Annotated in this window: 12 protein-coding genes and 1 CRISPR repeat array; of the genes, 7 read left to right on the top strand and 5 right to left on the bottom strand. The window is 63.8% G+C overall.

Translation table 11 applies throughout. The annotated features are described in order from the left end of the window. Positions 1–558: 558 nt before the first annotated feature. Positions 559–831: direct repeats of the CRISPR family, unit length 29 nt; unit sequence CGGTCCATCCCCACGTGCGTGGGGCTCAC. 901 nt (positions 832–1,732) lie between these two features. The 4 genes from CW348_RS01015 to CW348_RS01000 all read left to right on the top strand — a co-directional run bounded on the left by CW348_RS01015 (position 1,733) and on the right by CW348_RS01000 (position 6,631). After that, positions 1,733–2,332 (top strand): hypothetical protein, encoded by a 600-nt coding sequence (locus CW348_RS01015; protein WP_156482475.1) that lies wholly within the window; start codon positions 1,733–1,735, stop codon positions 2,330–2,332. A 180-nt stretch (positions 2,333–2,512) separates the two neighbouring features. Continuing rightward, positions 2,513–3,160 (top strand): FMN-binding negative transcriptional regulator, encoded by a 648-nt coding sequence (locus CW348_RS01010; protein WP_107491448.1) that lies wholly within the window; start codon positions 2,513–2,515, stop codon positions 3,158–3,160. Between the two features lie 415 nt (positions 3,161–3,575). Further along, on the top strand, positions 3,576–4,607 hold the full coding sequence (locus CW348_RS01005) for a tyrosine-type recombinase/integrase (RefSeq protein ID WP_104613134.1): 1,032 nt from the start codon (positions 3,576–3,578) through the stop codon (positions 4,605–4,607). A 203-nt stretch (positions 4,608–4,810) separates the two neighbouring features. Then, entirely contained in the window at positions 4,811–6,631 is a 1,821-nt protein-coding gene (locus CW348_RS01000) for a SpoIIE family protein phosphatase (RefSeq protein ID WP_258076938.1), read from the top strand. Positions 6,632–7,028: 397 nt separating this feature from the next. Here CW348_RS01000 and CW348_RS00995 read toward each other — a convergent pair whose 3' ends face one another. Then, entirely contained in the window at positions 7,029–7,343 is a 315-nt protein-coding gene (locus tag CW348_RS00995; protein ID WP_011291982.1) for a glyoxalase/bleomycin resistance/dioxygenase family protein, read from the bottom strand. An 833-nt stretch (positions 7,344–8,176) separates the two neighbouring features. Here CW348_RS00995 and CW348_RS00990 point away from each other — a divergent pair. Further along, complete coding sequence (locus CW348_RS00990) at positions 8,177–9,361, top strand: hypothetical protein (RefSeq protein WP_287462415.1); 1,185 nt, start codon at positions 8,177–8,179, stop codon at positions 9,359–9,361. Positions 9,362–9,638: 277 nt separating this feature from the next. Here CW348_RS00990 and CW348_RS00985 read toward each other — a convergent pair whose 3' ends face one another. Then, positions 9,639–10,055 carry a pentapeptide repeat-containing protein gene (locus tag CW348_RS00985; RefSeq protein WP_016188700.1) on the bottom strand — a complete coding sequence of 139 codons (417 nt, stop codon included), beginning with the start codon at positions 10,053–10,055 and terminating at the stop codon, positions 9,639–9,641. Between the two features lie 1,001 nt (positions 10,056–11,056). On the opposite strand from CW348_RS00985, the gene CW348_RS00980 reads away from it, so the two are divergent. Beyond that, positions 11,057–11,341 (top strand): 4a-hydroxytetrahydrobiopterin dehydratase, encoded by a 285-nt coding sequence (locus tag CW348_RS00980; protein ID WP_011291978.1) that lies wholly within the window; start codon positions 11,057–11,059, stop codon positions 11,339–11,341. A 10-nt stretch (positions 11,342–11,351) separates the two neighbouring features. Here CW348_RS00980 and CW348_RS00975 read toward each other — a convergent pair whose 3' ends face one another. Beyond that, positions 11,352–12,884 (bottom strand): AMP-binding protein, encoded by a 1,533-nt coding sequence (locus tag CW348_RS00975; RefSeq protein WP_011291977.1) that lies wholly within the window; start codon positions 12,882–12,884, stop codon positions 11,352–11,354. Positions 12,885–13,061: 177 nt separating this feature from the next. On the opposite strand from CW348_RS00975, the gene CW348_RS00970 reads away from it, so the two are divergent. Further along, complete coding sequence (locus CW348_RS00970) at positions 13,062–14,036, top strand: acyltransferase domain-containing protein (protein WP_011291976.1); 975 nt, start codon at positions 13,062–13,064, stop codon at positions 14,034–14,036. A gap of 123 nt (positions 14,037–14,159) precedes the next feature. On the opposite strand, the gene CW348_RS00965 is transcribed toward CW348_RS00970, so the two are convergent. Beyond that, a complete protein-coding gene (locus CW348_RS00965; protein WP_011291975.1) occupies positions 14,160–14,831 on the bottom strand; it encodes an enoyl-CoA hydratase-related protein in 672 nt (223 codons plus the stop codon). A 180-nt stretch (positions 14,832–15,011) separates the two neighbouring features. Continuing rightward, entirely contained in the window at positions 15,012–15,878 is an 867-nt protein-coding gene (locus CW348_RS00960; protein ID WP_061783490.1) for an arginase family protein, read from the bottom strand. Positions 15,879–15,966 lie beyond the last annotated feature (88 nt).

Here is a 15,966-nt window from a genome sequence, read left to right as displayed (position 1 = left end):
TTGTGTTGTCGCTGGGGTGGACCACCACCCCTTTTAATGTGGGAGCGGTGCAACTGTTAATAAATGACAAAAAGAAGCCAAGCAAACGAACCGCAGGGAGGCCGACAAACCGGACATGGCGCTAGGTTGGGCTAGTGGTTTTCTATATGCTCCCCTTAACAAAAACAAAAAAGCGAGGGTACGCCCCCGCAAGCCCCCGCCCAAACCCCCTTCTCCCCCGCGGCCGCCATAACGTTGCAAACCCCCTGCAACGATTCACCCCGGCCCCGGCAGCCCGCACCCCCGACCACCCCACACCCTCTTCAGACCAGGCAAAACACAAGAAAACCCGACAGAAGAGAAGAAGCACCCCACCCTGCCCGGCAGGGAGAACAGCAACCAAACAGACGCGGGAAACGCGGCTCCTCCCCTCCACCCCGCGACCCACGGAGCAGGGGCGCGACGCCTCCCGATCACAACAGGGCGACAGCAAGTGGGGCGGGACACGGAAACACGCCCGTGCCCGCCCCATAGCCTCAGCGACAGCAGCAATCTGCAGCCCAAAACGATACGGACATCGGATCTATCCCCACGTGCGTGGGGCTCACACACGGCCGTGGCCCTTGCAGGCCGAGCACTTCGGTCCATCCCCACGTGCGTGGGGCTCACCGGTGAGGGAAGGGCTGTCCCGTGGGGCGGCCCGGTCCATCCCCACGTGCGTGGGGCTCACCTGGTGGTCACGGTGCGCTCCTGGTTCTGGTGCGGTCCATCCCCACGTGCGTGGGGCTCACGCCCGGAACAGGCGCGCGCCCGACTGGAGGCCCGGTCCATCCCCACGTGCGTGGGGCTCACAGAAGCTGACCTGCAATTTCGTGAGGCGTTATCTCCTCGTTATCTGGATTGTGGGCAGCTTCGCCATACACGACACTCTAAACCGTTTTCCCGAGCATCGTCCCCTCAATGGCGCCATGAGGGGCCGTCGGGGGATTCGAACCACACCACATGGCCCTGCGGTCCCACCGTCAGCCCGAACTCTGACACTTCCGGGCGGCCGCGCTGGACCCACCAGGCATGGGCCTGCTCGAGTTCCCCCCACAGCCTGCGAGGGCCGCCCTACTCGACGCGGTCTGGGTAAACGCGCGCCCATGAAGGCGAATCAGTAGCCGACAGCCACACGTCAGGACGTTCGCGCTGCTCCGCAAGCTGTAATTCCAGTGCAGCACCAGACGACAACAACACCTGACTCCACTGTGTGTGGCGGCACCCAGGTCGGAGCAGCCCTCGTCAGCTTCCCTAGCAGTGAGTTCATGTACGGCGCACCCATCACCTGGGCACGTGGTAGTCCCCCGCGCTGGTCCCAACCCCAGACGACTGCATAGAACGCTGGTGCTTGGAATTCCCAATGGACCTCATGCCCGTAACCTTCTCTTGACGTCGGGAAGCCACGTTTCAACGAGGGGACCTCGGCTCCCGCAATGCCCACGGCATCTGCGGGTGGACCTGCGCACCCTTGAGAAGGAGACCGGCAGTCGGTGTCTCAGGGAAGACGGTGCTGGTTCTGTCTTGTCGCATCCTGTTGAACGAAGAGCTTGACTGATCTGCCTGTGGACGGAAGGACAGGATTTCAAAAACCGAGGAAATCCCATCCGCATCCACCCCGTTAGAACCAGAACTCCCCACTTTTCAGCGCATCCCTCTCACTGGAAACAGAGGTGTCCGGATGGGATTGGTGGGCTTTCGGAAACTCCTGAGCGTGGTCGGGATCCTCTTGTTTCTTGGCATTGTCCCTGTCCCTGCCCTGATGATCAGCGGTGATCTCGGAGAAACTGAACGGTTTGAGCTCGGCGTGGTAGGCGCAGGGGTTTCCGGCTTGGCCCCGCTGATTCTCTTCAGCAAAACCAAGACCGGTGGTGAGGCGGGTGAGGGCAGCGGCGAGGAGAACGAAACGTCGTGGCAGCTCTTGTCTGTCCTTGGCGCCGTGTTGTGGTTGTGCATGTTCCCTGCCATGACAGTGATCGATCTCGCTCAAGGGTCCGGCCCGCTCATCCTCAGCGCGACAGGTGTGGGGGTTGTCGGTTTCTTCATGATGCTCGTTGGCGAGGTCAGTCTGAGGAGGAGCGCGAGCACCGGTGAGGGAGAGGCGCAAACGGGGTGGAGAAAATTCCGAGGGTTGCTGGACACCATCGGATCCGGTTTGTTTCCCGGTGCGCTCTCCGCTGTGATCCTCGGCTTCTACTTTGAAGGAGGTGAGTGGTTCGCGATCAGCATGTTGGCCGTGGCAGTGCTGGCATTCCTCATCTCCGGTAGGAGAGGCAGTGGTGATGCGGAGGACGACGGTGACGGTGGTGAGTGAACTCTCCGCCGGGACCGGTTTGTCGAAGTCAGGGCGAGGAGTTGGCACCGGCAGCGTCCACCCGTGGCCTGCAGCGTTGTCGTTGAAGGCTACGGTCCGAAAAGGCGTGGCGTGGGAGGTTCTGCTGCGGTACCGTTCCCCGACCGGGTGCGCTCTGCCCGCCTTTTGAGGAGGTTTGACGTGCTCATCCACCCCTGGGATGCCGCCTTGGACGACGCCGAGTGGCAGGCCTGGCTCGCTGAAGGCCATGACTTCGGCCAGCTCTGTGTTAATGGATTGCCGGGCCAGCCGCCTTTCGTTGTGCCTACCCATTTCGTTCGCGACGGGGACGCTTTACTGGTCCACCTTGCTCGCGCTAACCCGGTCTGGGCGGCGCTTGAACGCGACCCCAACGTTGTCGTCACTGTCGTCGGTGATTATGCCTTTGTGCCCGGCACGTGGCGTGCCGCGGCAGGATCCCCGCCGCAGGAGGGGGTTCCCACCAGCTACTATGCGGCCGTTCAGTTCATCTGCCGGGCCGACATCGTCGACGACGCCGAGGGGAAGGCTGAACTGTTGCGCCGCCAAATGGACTACTTCCAGCCTGACGGCAATTCTGCTGACGTCGTCGTCGGCCAGCCTCCCTACGGTCGGATGCTGTCCGGTATTCGCGGTTTGCGCCTGCAGGTCACGCAGGTGCGGGCCAAGTTCAAGTACGACGACCATAAGCCTGTGGCGCACCGCACTATGGTTGCTGATCGGCTTGTCGCACGCGGCCGGGGCTTGGATGCGGCTGCTGCCCGCCAGCAGCGGCGCCGGCTGGACCGTATCGGCCCTTGGAAATCCTGACCCCCTGGCCCGCGGCACTCTGCTGTCCCAGGTTGTGCCCGCGTGCCCGCAGTCGCTAGGGGAGTCATTCTCTGGTGGCGCTGTGCGGATGGGCTGTCGACGGCTATCCCCACCTGCAGCGCGGCCTGCCCGCCGCGTATGGGTGTGTAATCGTCCCATCCTGCTGCCTGGGTCAGGGGCGTGTTCTGGGCATGGCTCACCGGGGGCTGCCTGAAAGCAGTGCGCTCGGCCGCCGTGTACGGAATCCGCGTCGTGTCCCGGTTTTCTTGCATAAGATGTGCCGGGTGGGACGTGCGTGGTGGACAGGAATGGCTGGGACACTCCGCAACGGTCGGATTTGTGCCTGCGTGTCCGCCAGGTGTCTCAAGATTCAGGGGAAACGATTCTTTGGCGGCATTGCGAGGAAGGACTGTCGATGACCGCTTCCCGCGCTGACGGCCCGCTCATGCCCGCCCATGCTCCCGCTCCGATCACCAGCAGCGGGGAACTGAGTGCTACTGCGGCCGCGCGTATCGCCGAAAGCTGGACGCCGAACACGCGTGCTGCCTATCGGCGGGACTGGGCTGCTTTCCAAGAGTGGTGCGCCCGCGAAAACCGCAGTCCGCTTCCCGCGTCTGCTGCCACGCTCGCCACCTATCTTGACGCGCTTACCCACGCTGTTCCGCCGCCTGCTCCTGCCACCCTTGACCGGATGCTGGGCACTATCCAGTCCCACCACACCGCGCTTGGCCTGCCGCTCGACACTAAACCTGCCCGCATGGTGCTGCGCGCCTATCGCAGGGAGCGTGCGCAAGCCGGATATGAGCCGCGTCGCGCTCCTGCGCTCACGGTGGAACAGTTGCGTGCCATGGTTGAGGCCACTAGCGACGACCTTGCTGGGCTGCGGGACCGCACTCTTTGCCTGTTGGGTTTTGCGATGATGGCCCGCCGTAGCGAGCTGGCTGGCTTGGATATCGCTGATGTGCGCGCGGTTTCCGAAGGGCTTCAGGTGCGGGTGCGCACCTCTAAAACTGACCGGGAGTCGGCTGGCGCGATTGTTGCTGTTCCCTATGGTTCTCTGGCGCGCACTTGCCCGGTGCGTACCACGCTGGCGTGGATTGATGCGCTGCGGGAACGTGGTATCACTGACGGTCCGCTGCTGCGTGCGGTGGACCGGTATGGGCGGCCTGCGGGAAGCCCGGGGGCTGCTTTGCGTGGTTCAGGGCGGATGAGCGGTGCCGGGATCAATCACATCATCAAGACTCTCGCTCGTCGCGCGGGGATCGATGCGCCGATCACTGCGCATTCTCTGCGGGCGGGTGCGGCGACTGCGGCCGCTGAGGCTCGGGTGCCTCGTGCTTATATTGCCCGGCAGGGGCGCTGGTCGCCGAACTCGTCCGTTGTCGATACCTATATTCGTCCCGCGGATGCGTGGCACGACAACCCCATGCGTCACGTGGGCCTTTGAGCACTGCGGCTGCGCCTAGCCCTGGCCTGGAAGGCAGCGCGGGTTTCGTGGGGTGAGTTGGCGCGCGGTGGACCGTCTGCTGTTCTTTTCCTGTGGGCTGCGGGCAGTCCGGGAGGAGCGGTCTGGGCTTCCCTGAAACAGAACGCTGTGTGGGGGTAGTGCCCTGGGTGGGGAGGGGAGGCCTATGGGAACACCTGGAGTCTGTGACCGGTTTCGACTCGGGTAAGCAGCCTTGCGCGTGGAAAGAAGGCAGCGCCGTGCCTAGCGACCATCAGCCGCATCCAGTCTCGTTTTCCGCATCGGAGCAGGACTTGCCGCGTAAAGTCCTGTCCGGGCTCAAAATCGGGGTGTACGTGACTAATGACCGCGAACAGATCATTGCGGTCAACCCTCGTGGGGAGAAACTTCTCGGTCGCTCTGAGTCCGCCATGATAGGGCGTAACGCCCATGACCTGCTGCATCGGGCTGAAGGCGGGGCTCTGCTGCCTCGTTCCCAATGCCCGCTGATGAAAGCCTTCCTGCAAGGACAGAGCGTCTACGGTGGCAACAAGTGGTTCCTGCGTGGTGACGGCGCCCTGCTGCCCGTGATCTGGTTGACCGCCCCGTACCGCATTAACAGGGACACTACGGGGGCGCTGGTGTTGTTCCATCCCCGTGACCCGCGGGGTGACCCCTCTTCTGAGGAGGTTCCTGTCGACCAGGTGACCACGCTGACCGACCTTGCTGACAGTCTTTCCCTGATCGCCGAGGTCACTTCGGTGCTGACGTCTACTTTGCAGGTCAGGGAAGCGCTGTGGCTGCTGGCGCGGCAGGTCACGCCTCGTCTTGCGGACTGGGTCGTTATTGACCTGCTCAACGAGATAGGGGAACTGGAGCGGGCGCTTGTGGTCCACCACGAAAACGGGCGGCATATCCGTCGGGAAGAGATGCAGGGGCCGCTGCCACCCGTTTCAGAAACCTCTTTGATGCCGCTGTCGCGGGTGCTGCGCGGGGCGTCGACGACTCGGGTCAGTCCCCGCGACTACCAGCGTCCCCCCGACACGGGTTTGGCCATGGCTCAGCGGACGCTGTTTGAACGCACCCGGATTCACGCGGCCATCACCGCGCCGCTGCGGGGGCCGCGCGGCGCCATTCTGGGGGCGCTCACTTTGGGGCGTGCCGATCAGCTCCACGATTTCACCAGCACCGAGTTGGCGTTGGTCGACGACTTGGCCCGTCAGGCCGGGCTGGCTATCGACAATGCGCGACTGTATGAGCGTCAGCAGCGGGTCACCGAAACCATGCAGCGGTATCTGCTGTCGCCGCTTCCCGAAACGGTTTTGGTGAAGATGGCGGTGCGCTACCATCCTGCGCCTGATGCCTCCCACGTGGGTGGGGACTGGTATGACGCTTTTCGTCTTCAAGACGGCACCCCTGCTCTGGTTATCGGGGATGTGGCGGGCCACGACTTGCAGGCCGCGTCTCACATGGCGCAGATCCGCAACATGCTGCGGGCGTTGGCGTGGGACCGTGACGAGCCGCCCAGCAGTATCGTCAGCCGGTTGGACCACGCGTTGGGGCACATCAGTGAAGTCTCCATGGCCACCATGGTTTTTGCGCGGCTTGAAGAAGACGGTTCTGAAGGGCGGCGGGTTTTGCGGTGGACGAACGCTGGCCACCTGCCGCCGTTGCTGGTGTTACGGGACGGGCAGGCCCGTTTCCTCGACGAGCACCACGACCTGTTGTTGGGTGCTGAGACGGATATTCCGCGCACCGACTCCGCTGTTGAACTGCCGGTGGCGAGTACGGTCGTGTTCTATACCGACGGGCTTATCGAATCCACCCGCCACGGTCTGGACGAGGGTATGGCGCAGCTGCGTCAGCATGCTGCCGAGCTCGTCCACCACGAGCTCGACGACTTTTGTGACCTGCTCATTGAGCGCGTCCGCCCTGAGGACAACGATGACGATGTCGCTGTGATCGTGATCCGGGTTCCTGAATCCCCCGTGATTCCGCCAAGCCGGCCTTCCTCCCACACGCCTTAACCCCCGTGGTTCGGGGTTTTCCAAACCCCAGGGGCAGGCATGGAGTGAGCTGCGCATGATGCCGGTGGCGTGTTTCCGGGGTGGGGTCGCAGGGTCTGGTGCAGGCACGACTGGGTGCCTGCTACGGGGGTGTGTTCGGGGAAGGTGGGCTATTCCAGGGGTGTGGCCGTGGCGGCGGGTGGCTTTGTGGGTGTTGGCAATGATCCCCGCCAGTATGTGACCGGATATTGAGTGAGTGGGCCCGCGGGGGAGCGGTGCTCCCGGCGCGGTGCCTGACAGTGGTGAACCTTAGAGGCCGCGTGTTTGTGCGGTCGGGTGACGACTTCACGGTGCTCGCTGCGGGGCGGGTTTCGTGGAGGGTGGTGCGGTCACGAGCCCTTTTTCCGGGGGGAGGGTTTCAGACCACGTGAAGGTCGACTTTGCGGCCGTCCGGGTCGGTCAAGATATGGTGTCCGGCTTCCAGGGGTGTTTGAAGCAAAGTCTTGTCAACGCGGAAGCCGAGTCGTGTGATACCCGTGCGGCGTTCGGGGGAGGCAGGGTAGATCTCGAATACGGAACCGTCGTCGAGTACGGCCGCGTAGTGCTGTGGTCCTTGACCGTGTTGTTCACGGGCAAAACACAGTCCCAGGGCACTGTAGAAGGCGCGGCACTCTTCCATGCGGTCGCTGTAGAGGACGAGAAGGGTAAGGCGTGCGCTTTCTGCTGCCGTCATGGAGTCTCCTTTGCGTTGCGTGGTTGTTCGTCTCCAGCAACTTAGTCCGGTTCGGTTTTTTCGGCATGGGGCTGAGCTTCGGGAGAACAGTGTCGTTGCGGGTGGCGTGGCGGCTTATAGGGGTGGCCGGAATGGGTCGCTGCAGCGTCTCGTCGCCGATTGGTGCGTTCGCATGACTTGACTCGTGGTCATTGCGCTGGTGGGGAGCGCGAGATTCGTGGCAGCGGCGGGCCGGAGACGTGGGTTTGTGCCGCGTATCTGCATGCGGCGAGTGTCCACGACCGCATGCCAGTCTTTCCTTGCAGTAGGTGATTGCGGGATAACGTAGGGCTTCCTTGCGGTGGAAAGGGTCGCGCTGGAGAGCAATCCCCCAAGCTCTACCCGGGAAGATTTGTTCCCTGGATGGGCCCTCGTCCTCCTTGATCAGCGGAAAACCTGTGTCCCACGACTTTCGTCACGTTCCTCGGCCACTGCTGTGCGGCCAGCGTGGATTTCTCTCCTCGAGTCGGGTCCTGCCGTGCTGGAAGAACGAGCAGAACATCTCGTGGTTGTCACACCAACGGACACGGCAGATCAAGAGAACCTCAACAGTCCGATAACTTCGAAGAGAATGACGACATTTTTTGAGAATATGTCGTGAAACTCCGCATTTTTCCTTCCTCGGTATGGGGGCCTTCCTGACTGTGGTGGCTGCGGCCTTGGTAGAAGCCGCGTCGCCTCGCAGCCAGGTGAGAAAGAGGAGAGGAATGGCGTGTAGCGGCACCGCAACCGAGTGCGGTTATGAGCAGGAGAAACACCGTTGAGGTGTGACAAGGAATGGTGAAGGAGGTGGGATGGCGGAGCGGGACACGACTCCTGACACTGATTTTGAGCGGGATGCCGTCGCGCTAGCCAAGGCCCTGGATGAGTTCGCTGAAGAGCTCAGCACAGTCCTCGAACACTATGGGGCAGGCCGTAAAGCTCTGGTTCAGGCAATGGGCGTGGACCAGTCCGATTTATCAGGGTGGATGCAAGGCCACGAACAGATCCACCAGATCAAGAGTCGGCGACTTCCCGGCACGGCCGAAGTGGACGCCCTCATCAACCACACTGGCCTTCAAGAAAAGGACCCCTCCCAGGCGCGAAGGCTGCGCGAAATCACTAGGCAGGTGGAGGACCTGGCTGCCCGGCTTTCAGAACGGTATCCCCGCAGTTGGGGAAGCCAAGCCGCGCGCTGCCTGGAAGCCCAGCAGTACAGTTCTCCTGCAGAGAAGAAGGGGCAGGAAGAACCAGCGAATTCCGGAGGGTCAGAGTCCAGCTCCCCGGCGAAAAATGCTGCGGCCGTCCCCCGACGGCTCCTGGTCCACTCACTGTTCGCCGCGATCGGTGCGGTCTGTTCGATTGCTGCAGTTGTTTATTTTCTGTCTTCAAAGGATTCGTCGACGTCTTCTTCACCGTCGGCAGCTGCACTGTCCTCCCCATCAGCGTTACCTTCAGCCACCGCAGAGCCTTCCCCCTCGGCTTCTGTTTCACCCTCAGCGAGCCCAGAGCCCTCCTCCTCTGCGGACCTTCCCGCGACTGTGGAAGAAACAGAAGAACCACGAGAACCGAGAGAACAGCTTTCCGTAGCCACAAAAAACTGCCGGTCGTGGGCGAGCATGATCAACGACACCGTGCAGGTGCGCCCTTGTATCAAGAAAGAAAACGGGCAGATTGCTGTTTCCGCAGAAGTCAAAGCGTTCAGCGCCGAGATAGCTGGTACAGACGTCACCGTGTGGGTCTGGTTGATGGACCTCGATCCCGACTTGATCGACAGTCAGCAGTATCACTTGACACGGGACCCATCGACCCTGAACTCCTGCCGGGTCACCCTCGACACTCACCAGGCGCGCGAATGCGGACCTTTTTTCGTTGAACCCGCCGAGCCGGGACGCTACACGACCGCAACCACCGTCAAAAAAGACGATGAGGTTTATCCCCCCGGTTGGTCGTCCCCAATCTTTAGCGGAACCCTCAGCCCTGGCGTGGATTGGCCTTAACCACCGGGTGTAGCGCCTGACACGGGTTGGGCAACGCGATCCTTAACCGGCCTGGCTCCTGCTCAAGGCCGGTTGAGGATCGAGCAGTGAGGGTGGGCCACCGTCAATAGCCTTTAGTTCTCGAGCGGGCTGTTTTCATCACGGTGAAAGCCAAAGCGGCTGGGACGGGTCCGGGTAAGGGGAGGGTGCATCGTAGCGGTGCAGGCGACGTAAGGGGCCTTGTCTGAACGGTCGTCGCCAAGACGGCAACCAGGAAACCAGTCAGAGCTCTACTGACTTAATCCGCAGGGGAAGACGAAAGCCACTCTTCTGGCAGCAGCACCTTCGCTTCCGGCGCAGCCTTCACCGTGGCTTCCCGCAAGCCTTGCGGCATCACCGAAAGATCACGAACGTCGGTGAAGTCCACTGTGCCTCCGGAGAACGTCGCGCCGGTGAAGTCCATCCTGCTGTTGGTGAATTGTGCTTCGCGGAAGCTGATGCGACCTCCGGTGACATGGGCATCGGAGAGGTCGCCGCCGTCAAAAACGACCCCGGTGAAGTCGAAGTCGCAGCCCTGCCAGGAGACAGGGGCATCCTTGCGGAGCCGTCTACCGATGATGCGGATGATGGTGTGACGCACCTCCCGAAACGAGGCGAACCGGAGGGTGCGTTGCTGATGCTCGACGTGTTCCTCTTTGCTGGCGTCTTCAGGCACAGGTAGGCGCACAACACATCGATACACATCTGTCGTAACTCGCGGCTGGGAGCACCATCGGCCACATGCGCCAGAGCATGGACTCCAGCCAGACGGACTGCGGCGTATTCGCTGCCGAGTTTTTCGCTGGCTCCTTCAAAGCGTTCGGTAAACAGGCGGGTTTCTTTGCGGCTGTTTTCCGCTTCAGACAATCGTTGGCGCCGGTAGTTGATCACCAGCGCGGCCACGGCGCCCATTCCTGCGACCACCCCGAAGGATCGGGTAGCAATCGAGTCCAGATCCTTCGGGGTGAGTTGTTGAGGAACCTCAAGACCAGGAGAGCCGAGCAGCAGCCATACGGCAGCGAGAAGACCAGCGGCCAACAGTGCTGCCGCGCCCTAGGAGGCGAGAATGAGCCAGCCCAACCAGACCGGGGCTTGCTGGGCGCGGCGTGTGCGCAGCATCCGCCAGCAGAAGACGATCACCGCAGACAGAACTGCTCCTCACTGCCTTCCACCAGCTCGGCCCCCGCAAAAGCAGGTTTGGGGATGCGGTTTTAATTTTTGGACGCCACACCAAACCGACCAAAGTGGCACACGGTGCAAAATTATCCAACATGCACCTTTGGCGTGGACTATCCCAATTTTCGAAGGCTTGGTGGCTGGGACGTGCCGTGTGTGGTGTGAGTCTTGGTGTTTGTCGGTTGGGCGCGCTCGTTTCTTCGGGTCTGGAGCGGTGTGTCGTTGGTGGTGGAGGCCGTTGATTGTTGGGCCAAGGCGTGGCGTTTGTGGGTTCCACCAGTAGAGAAAACAGGCGCCGACGACGCTGTCCGGTCTTGATGAGCTTTTGGTGGAGCTGTTCAGCGGTCTTGTTGCTGCCCTTTCCACGCCTGTCTCCTGCATCACCCGGGCCTGCCCTGGACCGGCGGGGTGCTGGTGGGGCGGGGTGATTGCGGGTAGAGGAAAGACGGCGCCGGGCACTGCCCTGGACCGCAGAGGCAAGCTCGAGGCAGGGAGGAAACCATGGTGGACACAAAGAACGAGGCCGCGTTGGAGTCGGCGATGCACCGGCTGCCCGCGTGGCGGCGGGAAGGGCAGGCTATTACCCGCACCGTGACCGTGCCGAGCTTCCTGGACGGCATCGAGCTGGTCAACCGGGTTGCCCAGGCTGCTGAGGAAGCCCAGCACCACCCCGATATCGACATCCGCTACACGACGCTCACGTTCACGCTCACCAGCCACGATGTCGGCCATGTGACCGAACGCGATTTGAAGATGGCTGCCCGGATCGACACGCTCGTCGACTAGCCGAGAAAGGCTAGGCAGCGCTGGCGCGCAGCCGGTTGCGGCGTAGTTTGCCGCTCGCGGTTTTCGGCAGGTGCGGCACGAACGTCACCTGGTGGGGGGCCGCGGTTTCTGCGAACCGTTCAGCGACGAGGCGTTTGAGCTCCTCGGCGAGTTCGTCGCTGGGGGAGGCGTCCGGGGTGAGGACGACGTTGGCTGCTACCAGTGCGCCGCGGAGCGGGTCGGGGATTCCGTAGACGGCGACTTCGTCGACGGCGTCGTGTTCCAGCAGTACTGATTCCACGTCGTAGGGGCCGATCCGGTAGCCGGAGGTGATGATCACTTCACCGTTGTGGCGGGTGAGGTGGACGGCGCCGGTGTCGTCCACGGTGCCGGTGTCTCCGGTCAGGTACCAGCGTCCGTCAGGGCTGAAGTGCTGGGCTGTGGCCAGGGGGTCGTCCGGGTAGCCCGCGAACCACCAGGCGGGGCTGTTGTGGGTGTCGATTGCTACGCGTCCGGGGACTCCTGTTTCGGCCGGGGTGTCGCTGAGCGGCTCGAGGACTGTCAGCCGGAATCCTGGGAGGGCGGTCAGGGGGCCGCCGTGCCCGTCGTTGACGGCGACGATCCCTGATTCGGGGTGGCCGTAGTGGTCGCTGATGCCGACGCCGAAGGTGCCGAGCGCCCATTCGGACAGGTCGGTGCGGAACTCGTCGCCGTTGGTGGCGAGTCCTTGCACCATGATGCCGGGGGGCAGGGTTTTCGTGGCGGTGCGCAGGGCCCGGTAGATGGTGGGCGCGGCGGCGAGGCGGGTCACCTGGAATGTTTCCATGACGTCCAAGGTGAGTTCCGGGTCGAAGCCGGCGCGCAGGTGCAGGCAGGTGTGTCCGGCAAGGAGGGGGGAGACCAGGCCGTAGTACAGGCCGTGGGGGTCGCCGGGTTCGCTGAAGCACCAGTAGATGTCGTCGTCGCTGATGTGCAGGCCGTAGTGGTGGTGGATGTGGAAGGCGGCCAGGGCGCGCACGGGGACGGTGATTTGCCGCGGGGGCCCGGATATGCCGGGGGTGTGGCTGATGAGCAGGGGGTCGTCGGGTCCCACGGTGGCGGGGTCGGGTGGGGGTGTGGCGGCTTCCTTGTGCGGGTCGATCACGGTCCAGGAGCCGGTGGTGAGTTTGCTGGTCTGGTCGGCGGGGGCGAGGACGGCTGTGGCGTTGACTTGGCGCAGTCTCCAGTCGATGGCGGAGGCGGCCAGCACCGGGGGGAGGGGGACGAGGACGGCGCCTAGCCGCCACACTGCGACGGCGCTGATGGTCAGGTCGATGCCGAGGGGCAGCAGGGTGGCGACCCGGTCGCCGGGGGTGACTCCGTGGGAGGCCAGGACAGCGGACAGGTGTGCGGCACGGCGGGAGAGGTCACCGAAGGTGAGGGTGGTGGACGACAGGTCGGGTTGGACTTCGGTGACGGCCGTGCGGGTCGGGTCGTGCCGATCGCACAGCAGGTGGGCCACGCTCATGGTGGGTGCGGTGTAGGCGGTGAGCCATTCGCGGACCTGCTGTTCGGGGTCGGCCATCGCTGTCTGTCCCCTTTCGCGAGCTTTCACGGTTGATGAGGTGTGTTTGAACTTAAAGACTATGCGCCGTGTGTGACGTGTGCCTCACTAGAAAGAAAAATTGGCATGATCTGCCTACCTGGAGTAGTTCACGATTAACATTGGGCATTTTCTCCGGGTTCCTGTCAGCATGGCAGTATGGATCTCACATCGAAAGCGCGCGCCTTGGGGCTTGCCTCTGAGGCTGCTGCCACTTTGTCCTCCCTTGCTGATTTCCCTGACCCGCCCCCTGCTCCGCTGCCTGGTCGAGAGGCTGCGGATGAGCTGCTGGATGCGGCCGCGGTGGAGGGTGCGGATCGCGCTGATCTGCGTGCATTGTGGCCGGACCAGGACTGGCCTGCAGCGGCCCGGTGGCTGGTGGATGCCTGTTATGCGCGCATCCTCGCGGATGTGGGCCGCCCGGGTTGGGTGGATTGGCCCGATGTGATCTCTGCTGACGACCCTCGCGTGCGCTGCGCCCCCATTTACGCGTTCCTTGCCGCGGTGGATGTGCTGCGGGAGCGCCACCGCAGCCGCGGCGTGCCGGAGGATGTCACCGCGGCCACGCTTGCGGATCTGGGGCGGCATGTGGCGAAGACTCGCCGCATGTACGGCCGGGTGGGGCTGGACCTGCCGGTGTGGATCGCGTTGCACTACCGGGGTTCGCTGTATGAGGTGGGGCGTTTGCAGTATGAGACGGCCTACCTGGACAGCGGTGATTTTCCGGAGCTGGTGGGAGTGGTGGACGAGCGCCTGGTGGCTCGGCTGCATATTCCTGCTGGGGAGCCGCTGTCTGCTGATGCGGTGGATGCTTCGCTGGCCCGGGCGGGTGAGGTGCTGTCCGCGGTGACCGGGGAGCGGGTGCGTGTGGCGGTGTGCACGTCGTGGCTGCTGGATCCGCAGTTGCGGGACTATCTGCCGCCGGAGTCCAATATCCGGGCTTTCCAGGATCGTTTCGTGCTGTCGGACCACGAGGGCCCTGGGGACGCGGATATGTTCCGGTTTGTTTTCGAGTGTCCCGAGGTGGCGCCTGACCGGGTGACTCCGGTGACCCGCCTGCAGCATGCTGTGCTCGACTTGTTGAAGCGCGGCGGTTCGTGGCGGGTGCGCACGGGATGGTTGCGCTTGCCGTAAGACGGGGTTTGCGCGCATCAAACGAGAAATCCCTGTTGTTGCCGCCTGGAGTGGGACAACAACAGGGCGGGTAACGGGGCCTGCCGCCGGAGGAGTTCAGGGAGGGGTGGCAGGCTCGCCGGTTCAGGACAGGGGGATCGGGGTTTCAGCGAGCGCGTCCAAAGCCTGGCGGTACATGCGGGTTTTGATGGTGGCGAGCGTGGGGCCGGCTTTGGTGGTGTGGGCGGCGGCGATGTCCAGCGCGGTGGCGCGTACTTCGTCTTCGGCGACGGCAGAGTCGACGATTCCTGCGGCGAACGCGTCGTGTCCGCCGTAGCGGCGGGCGGTGACCATGGCTTCGTGCGCGGTTTGCGGGCTGAGGCGGGCTTGGATGAGCGCGGACATGCCTGGGGTGAAGGGGATTTTGATGTCGGCTTCGGGCAGGCACCAAAAACCGCGGTCTGCGCGCATGACGCGGAAGTCGTGGGAGAGGGAGAGCATGGCGCCGGCGGCGAAGGTGTGTCCTTGTAGGGCGGCGACGGTGACCATGGGCAGGGTGAGGACGCGCGCGAAGAGGCGGTGGACGCTGACGACGTAGTCGTGGCGTTGTTCGGGGTGGGCGGCCAGCCATTCCAGGTCGAGGCCGTTGGAGAAGAATTTGCCGGTGGCTGCGGTGACGAGGGCGCAGGGGCCTTGGGTGTGTTCGACTTCGTCGAGGGCGGCGTTGACGGAGGCAATCCAGTCGGGGTGGAAGCGGTTTTCGGTGTCGCCGAGGTCGAGGACGTAGACGTCGCCGTGGCGGTCGAGTGTCGGCATGGCTGCTCCTCTGCACGGGCCCGGGGGCACCCACCCCCATAACTACTAGTCGGTAACAATTGTGGGTGGCATGCTACCCCATCCCTGCCCGCACAGCTTTCGCCCACGCCCCGACAGCCCCGCCACCGGACGACCGCTGCAAGCGGCGCACCAGGACGGGGCGATGCCTGCTCGCCGCTGCTACAGCACGCCGGGGACTTCCCGCGCTCCTTCCTGCGGTGGTGGTGGGGCTGGATCCACGAGTCTGAGCGCCTGCAGCAAGGACTGCAGCACGGTCACATCGTGGGCGACGGCGGGCGTGTATTCGCACACTCCTACACCCACCACGGTGTGGTGGGCGGTGATCGCCGCCACGGCCGCTGTGAGCAACGCTGCCCGCGGGCCCACGGGCGCGGGGAACGCCACTGCCGGGAAATCCTGGGGGTCGCAGGCGCCGAGGTTGAGGTGGATGTAGGCGGGGGAGCCCGGCTGCTGGCCGGCCACTACTGATCGTGCGTCCACGGTGAGCCGGGTGGTGTCCACCACCTCGATCCGTCGGCTGCGGACAAACTCCACTTCTTCCGGGGCTGCCACCCGGGCGCCTATCAGCTTCACTTGGGAAGGTACGAGACGGCTGGCCCCCAGCAGGTGGGGGTGTCCTTCACCGAGCAGGAGCCGCAGCGCCATGCCCTGCACTAGGCCGGTGGGGGACGACTGCGGGGTGTGCAGGTCGGGGTAGGCGTCCACCCAGTAGACGGCCATGCCGGGATAGCGGCGGGATAAATGCTCGAGAGCCGCCAGGTCGGAGACGCAGTCCCCGCCCAGGGTGAGGACTCGGGCCGGGTTTCGGCGGGCCATCCGGGTGCGCACCTGCCGCATGGTGCGGGCGATCAATTCCAGGTGGTGCACGCCGTCGACAGCGCCGCGCCGACCGTCAGAGACCGCTATGTGCATTCTGGGGTTTGCCGTGGCCACCAGCCGCGCCAGCGCGCTCGCCCCAGCCGCGACCCGCATATCGTCGCACCCTTGCCACAGGGGCACCACAAGGTCCACATCACGCTGCCACATGGCGACCACCCTAAGGGGAAAGAGAACCCGTCTTACGGAAGTTCAGGCTTTCGAAGGCGGCCGCCTAAGGCCAGCCGGGTGGCGCGGA

The organism is Thermobifida sp. (assembly GCF_017577275.1).
GTDB lineage: Bacteria > Actinomycetota > Actinomycetes > Streptosporangiales > Streptosporangiaceae > Thermobifida > Thermobifida fusca.
This window is presented reverse-complemented; position numbering and strand designations above follow the sequence as displayed.